At 53.8% G+C, this 7,072-nt stretch carries 7 protein-coding genes; all 7 read right to left on the reverse strand.

From position 1 onward, the window contains the following. Positions 1-65 precede the first annotated feature (65 nt). Positions 66-1,475 carry an ABC transporter ATP-binding protein gene (locus tag P1P89_21265; GenBank protein ID MDF1594046.1) on the reverse strand — a complete coding sequence of 470 codons (1,410 nt, stop codon included), beginning with the start codon at positions 1,473-1,475 and terminating at the stop codon, positions 66-68. Beyond that, positions 1,475-2,896, reverse strand: a complete 1,422-nt coding sequence (locus P1P89_21270) for a putative DNA binding domain-containing protein (protein ID MDF1594047.1) — start codon at positions 2,894-2,896, stop codon at positions 1,475-1,477. The genes P1P89_21265 and P1P89_21270 overlap by 1 nt, the downstream gene beginning before the upstream one ends. Then, a complete protein-coding gene (locus P1P89_21275; GenBank protein ID MDF1594048.1) occupies positions 2,850-3,680 on the reverse strand; it encodes an ABC transporter permease in 831 nt (276 codons plus the stop codon). The genes P1P89_21270 and P1P89_21275 overlap by 47 nt, the downstream gene beginning before the upstream one ends. After that, entirely contained in the window at positions 3,677-4,585 is a 909-nt protein-coding gene (rfbD, locus tag P1P89_21280; protein MDF1594049.1) for a dTDP-4-dehydrorhamnose reductase, read from the reverse strand. The genes P1P89_21275 and rfbD overlap by 4 nt, the downstream gene beginning before the upstream one ends. Positions 4,586-4,589: 4 nt before the next feature. Then, the gene (gene rfbC, locus P1P89_21285) at positions 4,590-5,177 is read right to left on the reverse strand and encodes a dTDP-4-dehydrorhamnose 3,5-epimerase (protein MDF1594050.1); all 588 of its coding nucleotides are present in this window, start codon (positions 5,175-5,177) and stop codon (positions 4,590-4,592) included. Next, complete coding sequence (gene rfbA / locus P1P89_21290) at positions 5,174-6,058, reverse strand: glucose-1-phosphate thymidylyltransferase RfbA (GenBank protein MDF1594051.1); 885 nt, start codon at positions 6,056-6,058, stop codon at positions 5,174-5,176. The genes rfbC and rfbA overlap by 4 nt, the downstream gene beginning before the upstream one ends. Positions 6,059-6,061: 3 nt before the next feature. Beyond that, positions 6,062-7,072 (reverse strand): dTDP-glucose 4,6-dehydratase (gene rfbB / locus P1P89_21295; GenBank protein MDF1594052.1); only part of this gene is annotated, 1,011 nt, incomplete at its 5' end.

Genomic DNA, 7,072 nt, shown 5'->3' on the forward strand with positions numbered 1-7,072 from the left:
GCTGCGGTGCATTCCCAATACGACAATCAACTTATTGATTTTCATCTCCATAATATCTATTTTCTTCAACCTTGTGTTTGCTGTAGCTCAAGCTCTGGATAGCAACCAAAATCAACAATACCCGTCGCTAGATTCTCTGTATCTTGTTGCACCCTGAACATTGCAACATCTATCATGCGATGAAGATAAGTTTCACTGCCATCCACATCCCCAAGCACACCCGCATTTAGAAAATACACGCCTGGATTCAAGGCGCAACGAAACAGGAACTCAACCCGATAGATTGATCCTGCTTCCACATAAGCCAAGCTGTCCCTGACGGAACTTGCTGATACGCCACCGCCCAACTCCACTCCAGAAGTGGTCTTAATCAACATACCGAAGCGCACGTTGCTTGCGCTCTTTGTGAACCGCACACTATAGGTATACTGATAAGTCTTGCTACGGACTAGGCTGTTAACCTGCTCACCCGCCAGGGTCAATAACGCCGGGGTTCCAATATAGGCCCCATGAGATTCGTACTCGATGGTGCTGCTGGGTTTGAGATTGGGGTCAAAACTCTCTGGCAGCTCTTGTATATGTTTAAGGGACGCGTGTTCTTCGGGCGATGGATCTTCAACGGCACTGGCCGATGCGACAACGTGCTCATCCGCTCGGCTAATTTGCTCACGAATGGCATCACGTATATCCGCAGGGGCGTAGAGCAACTTTTGGTAACGACCCACAATTTGTTTCGGCACCCCAACCGTCAGTTTTTCACCCGCGTCCATCAGCACGGCACGATCACACAGCTCAACGATAGTGCCGCCTGAGTGAGACACAAACAGGATGGTCGCACCTTTGGCACGGATGGCCTCGATACGAGAAAAGCACTTCCTCTGAAATAGTTCATCCCCCACAGAAAGCGCTTCATCGACGATCAGAATTTCAGGATCGACGTTGATCGCAACAGCGAATGCGAGACGCACCATCATCCCGCTGGAATAGGTTTTTACGGGCTGCTCGACAAACTCACCAATGTCGGCGAAGGCGACGATCTCGTCAAAGCGCATGTCAATTTCTTCGTCACCCAAACCCAGCACAGAGGCATTCATATAGACGTTTTCCCGCCCGGTAAATTCAGGGTTGAAGCCGGAGCCAAGCTCCAGCAAGGCGGCAATGCGGCCATTGGTTTGAATGCTGCCATTGGTGGGATTAAGCGTGCCGCAGATCATTTGCAGCAGGGTGGATTTGCCGCTGCCGTTGCGGCCAATGATGCCTACTGTCTCGCCTTTTTTGACCTCAAACGAAACGTCTTTGATCGCCCAGAATTCGCCAAAAAATTGTTTTTCTGATTTGCCCATCATCCGTCTTAAACGCGGCAAGACGAATTGCTTGAGCCGATCACGCGGGGTATCATAAATCTGGTAGCACTTGCTGAGGTTTTCAATGCGAATGGCGATGTCGTTATGAGCAGGATTCACAGGGTTCATCATTATGTCTCCAACACTTCCCAATAGCCGCCTTTGTCCGGCCCTACCCGGCATAATTTTCCCGCACGCTTTAGTTTGTCTATTTGCTTTTCGACGGCACGCTGACTAATACCCAGTTGCTGCGCTACTTCTCTGGCAGTCACCGTTGGGGTGTTCTGTAGCAGCCTGAGTATTTTCTCCGAACTTTTCTCCGAACTTTTCTCCGAACTTTTCTCCGAACTTTTCTCCGAACCTTGTTTTGTCGCTGTCTCCAGATCCTCCGGTTGCTCCGTTTTAATCTGTGAAAATGTTAACAGCACTCCGCCGCCGATTTCCTGTACTACAAAGCTTACTTCAGGGTAATTTTGCAATGCTTTGCGTATACGAATGAAGCCACTGCCGTATTTTTCGATATTGTTCGTCAGGTAAAATGCCTCAGCAATTAGTTTGTTACGCAAGTGCGACTGATAATTGTCAGTCTGGATATCTGCCACGCTCAGCCCGCCATAAAACCGCCCGGGACTAAAAAATGTGATGCTATCGTCAAATATCTTGATCTGAATATCAGATGGATTTGTGTAGTCACGATGAACCACTGCATTTAACAACGCCTCACGTAAAGCGGGTAAAGGGTAAGCGAAACGCTCTTTGCGCTGTAGACTGCCATCAAATTCAAACGCAACACTGATGTATGACACGATGAATTTCATAGCCTGATCGACTGCTTCAAACAAAGTATCGGTAATCTGCCGGTCATCAATGATCATACTCGCCGTTTTAAATCGACCAATATGAATGTGGTGACGTAGTGGCTCACGGGCAAAGAGCAGTAAGGCTGCCCAAGTAGGATGATCGCTGATGAAATATTTAAGTTTTTCTAATGCCGCCAGCGGTTCACCTTCCAGCGCAAAGCGCCCACTGTCATTCACTTGACTAATGAATCGATTAATTTTCAACAAAGACAATGCGTCCAAAGATTCATTTGGCGCCTCGTAGGCATCCCAGGAAAGCTGAGGTGATTGTATGTAAAGATTTGATATTCCGGCCAGATCAAGCTGGTGGTTAGAGTTAGCCACGCGCTTGAAGTGCCGGCCACGGATACTAACTGGTTTAACCGGGAATTCGCTAACTTCAATAACGACTATGGTTTTACCTTTGACATTTTCACTCACGAGATCTGGAATGAGCGATGGACTTGTGGTGGATTTAATTTGCCCCAGCCATTCATTAAGTGTCTCCTTGCCCAGAGTCACGCCCTGAATCTTACCTGCATCAGTCACCCCAATCAGCACTGTTCCGCCGCGCGCATTCGCAAACGCCACCAATGATTCAACCGCCGATTTATCGAAGTTGGATTTGTATTCCAATGTTTGCGATTCGCCAAGGAGAAGCGATGGATCAAAGGACATCGGCAAAGCCTTTTCTGGTTTTCTGGAACCAGGCATAGCCGGCCCAGGCGAAGGCGGTGGCCACTAATGTATAAATACCCAGACCAAGCCAGTTCGGCAAACGCCCCCAGATCAGCACCTCTCTCGCCTGCTCGATAATAAAGGTAAGGGGGTTGGCCATGATAAAAACTCGGACCGCTTCCGGCACGGCGCTGACCGGATAAAAAACAGGCGCCAAAAACAGCATCACCGTGGTAATAATGATGATGGTCTGGCCGACATCGCGCAAAAAGACCCCCAGGGAGGCCAGCATCCAGGCCAGGCCCAGGGTAAGGACGATAAGGGGCAGTAAGACCAGTGGAGTCAAAATCGCCGTCCAATGCAGATAGCCGTTGAAGATAACACAGGCCGCCAGTAAGACCACCAGGCTCACCAGGCTGTGAAACAGAGCTGCCCCCATACTGACCACGGGCAGTATTTCCAATGGGAACACGACTTTTTTGACGTAGTTGGTATTGGCAAGGATCAGGCCGGGGGCGCGGTTCAGGACCTCGGCCAGCAGGCCGTGGACGATCATACCGACAAAGAGCACTATGGCGAACTGGGTCTTGCCTTCATCCACATCCACTCCCCAACGGGCCTTGAAAACCACGGAAAAGACAAAGGTGTACACCGCCAGCATGAACACCGGGTTGAAGAACGACCAGGCCATGCCCAGGACCGAGCCCCGGTAGCGCCCCGCCACATCGCGCCGCGTCATCTGGACGATAAGCTGGCGGTGGCGCCAGAGGCTTTTGGCCAAAGCAGCAAGGGAGGTGGGCTGGGCGGCATGGGGATTCATGAAAGCTCCTCCATGCAGAGTTCCAGAGCCGCATCCCAGTTCGGCATGGTCAGACCATACTTCTGTTGCAGTTTGGTAATCATCATAGTGGAGTTCCGCGGGCGCCTGGCCGGGGTCGGGTACTCCTCGGTACTGACAGGCTCGATATTTTGGATTGTCAAAAGTTCCCTTTGATTTCCCTGCTCGGCGACGGCCTTGATCTTTTCGGCAAAACCGTGCCAGGTCGTAGCGCCGGCGGAGGTAAGATTATAGATCGCCGATTGAAATGATTTCCGCCGCCGCTCATCCAGTGACTGCCCGATGATCTGGGCGGTGGTCTCGGCGATGAGCCTTGCCCAGGTAGGGGTACCGGTTTGATCGGCGACGACCCGCAATTCTTCCCGCTCCCGCATCAGCCTGAGCATGGTCAGCAGAAAATTACTGCCCCGGGCGCCGTACACCCATGAGGTCCGCAGAATCAGGTGGTCGGCGCCGGCGGCTTGAACGGCCCGCTCTCCGGCGAGTTTGCCGGCGCCATAGGTGTTGATCGGCTCGGGGGTGTCGGTCTCGGAATATGGTGTTTGCTTGCTGCCGTCAAAGACATAATCGGTGGAGTAGTGGATCAGTAACGAATCAAGCCGCCTGGCCTCTTCGGCCAGAACGCCGGGGGCAATGCCGTTTACCTGCATGGCCAGATCGCGCTCTTCCTCGGCCTTGTCGACGGCGGTATAGGCCGCACCATTGACAATCAGATCGGGCTTGACCCGTCGGACGACCCGGCAAAGCGAATCGTTATCGGCCAGATCGATTCCCTCGCGGTCCAGGGCGACGAGATGGCCTAGGGGCAGCAGGGCGCGCTGCAATTCCCAGCCGACCTGGCCGTTTTTGCCAGTAATCAGGATTGTGGGCGGAGTAGTCACTTTCATCTTTCTACTTCTGCGCGATTTCCCTGGCCAACGGATTTACCACGGCTCCCACAAAACATTCGGCCCGGCTGAAGGGCTTCCCCTGCTCATCCTTACCCGATAGAACAGGTTGGCCGGCAAGGGGCCAGTCGATACCGAGGTCGGGATCGTTCCAGGCGATACAGCGTTCATGCTCCGGGGCATAATAGTCGGTGGTCTTATAGAGGAATTCGGCGGAATCGCTTAACACCATAAAACCATGGGCGAAGCCCTCGGGTATCCATAGTTGCCGTTTGTTCTCCGCGGAGAGGGTTTGCCCCACCCACTTGCCGAAGAAGGGCGAGTTTTTGCGAATATCCACGGCGACGTCGAAGACTTCCCCGCTGACCACCCGGACCAGCTTGCCCTGGGGCTGCTTGATCTGGTAATGGAGGCCGCGCAAGACATCCTTGCCGGAGCGGGAATGGTTGTCCTGGACAAAGCGGACCTCGCGGCCCACGGCCCGGTTAAATGACCTGGCGTTGAAGCTTTCGAAAAAGGAACCGCGCTCGTCCCCAAAGACCCGCGGTTCTACAAGCAGCACTTCCGGGATAGCTGTCGGGGTTATCTTCATATTCGCCAGCCTCGTTCCAGGATTTTCAACAAATACTGGCCGTAACCGTTCTTCAGCAGGGGGTGGGCCAGGGCCTGCAACTGGTCATCGGTGATATAACCCATGTTCCAGGCGATCTCTTCGGGACAGGAGACCTTAAGCCCCTGGCGCTTTTCGAGGATTTCCACGAACCGCGAGGCATCGAGGAGCGACTCATGGGTGCCGGTATCGAGCCAGGCATAGCCGCGACCCATCAGGGAGACTTCGAGCTGATTCTGCTCCAGATAATGCTGGTTGACCTCGGTAATCTCAAGTTCGCCCCGGGCGGAGGGCTTGATCGATGCGGCGATATCCACCACCTGATTGTCGTAGAAGTAGAGGCCGGTTATGGCGAAGGAGGATTTGGGTTTTAGAGGTTTTTCCTCGATGCTGACCGCCTTGCCCCGCTGATCGAATTCGACGACGCCGTAGCGTTCGGGGTCGTTAACCCGGTAAGCGAAGACGGTGGCGCCGTTCGACTTCTCCGCCGCCGGGAGCAACAACCTGGAAAAATCGTGGCCATGATAGATATTGTCACCCAGGATCAGGGCGCTGGGATCGTTGCCGATAAAATCCTTGCCGATGATGAAGGCCTGGGCGAGGCCGTCCGGGGAAGGCTGCACGGCATAACTGATATTGAGCCCCCACTGGCCGCCGTCACCCAGCAGATATTCAAACAAGGGGGTGTCGTGGGGAGTGGAGATAATCAGGATCTCTTTTATCCCGGCCAGCATCAGGGTCGAGAGGGGATAATAGATCATCGGCTTGTCGTAAACCGGCAAGAGCTGTTTGGAAACGGCCATGGTTATCGGATAGAGGCGGGTCCCGGAGCCGCCCGCCAGAATAATTCCCTTTCTCGACATTATCTATCTGCCCTCGTAATTTTCAGCAATCCAATCCCGATAGCTGCCGTTAATGATATTTTCGGTCCAGGCCGGGTTTTCCAGGTACCAGACGACTGTCTTTCTGATCCCCGATTCAAAGGTTTCGGCCGGGGTCCAGCCGATCTCCCGGGCAATTTTCCCGGCATCGATAGCATAGCGGTAATCGTGGCCCGGCCGGTCTTCGACGAAGGAAATCAGCCGGCTATAGGGTTTCCCGCAAGGGTCGGGCGCCAGTTCATCGAGAATCCCACAGACCGTGCGAACGATTTCCAGGTTGGTCTTTTCCTGATTGCCGCCGATATTATAGACCTCGCCCGCCCTCCCCTTGGCCAATACGGCCCGGATCGCGGCGCAGTGGTCGCCGACATACAGCCAGTCGCGGATATTGGTCCCATCGCCGTAAATCGGCAGCTTTTCCCCTTTCAGGGCGTTCATGATGACCAGGGGAATCAACTTTTCCGGAAACTGGTAGGGCCCGTAGTTGTTGGAACAGTTGGTGGTCAGAACCGGCAGGCCGTAGGTATGATGATAGGACCGGACCAGATGATCCGAGGAGGCCTTGGAAGCCGAGTAAGGACTGTTGGGCGCATAGGGGGTGGTTTCGGTAAAGGGGGGATCGGCACCGCCCAGGGAACCGTAGACCTCGTCGGTGGATACGTGGAGAAAACGGAACCGCTCTTTTTCATGATCGGTGAGGGGCGACCAGTAGCCGCGAACCGATTCGAGAAGATGGAAGGTGCCGACGATGTTGGTCCGGATAAAATCCTCCGGGCCATGGATGGAGCGGTCCACATGGCTTTCCGCCGCGAAATTGACGATGGCCTCCGGCTTGTATTGAGCTAAAAGAGCGGCCGTTAGAGCCCGGTCCCCGATATCGCCCTGGACGAAAATATGGCGGGGATCGTCTTTTACCGGGCTTAAATTCTCGGGATTGCCGGCATAGGTCAGCTTGTCGAGATTTACCAGCCGGCCGTTATTTTCATTCAACCAATC

Source organism: Desulfobacterales bacterium (assembly GCA_029211065.1).
Taxonomy (GTDB): Bacteria; Desulfobacterota; Desulfobacteria; order Desulfobacterales; family JARGFK01; genus JARGFK01.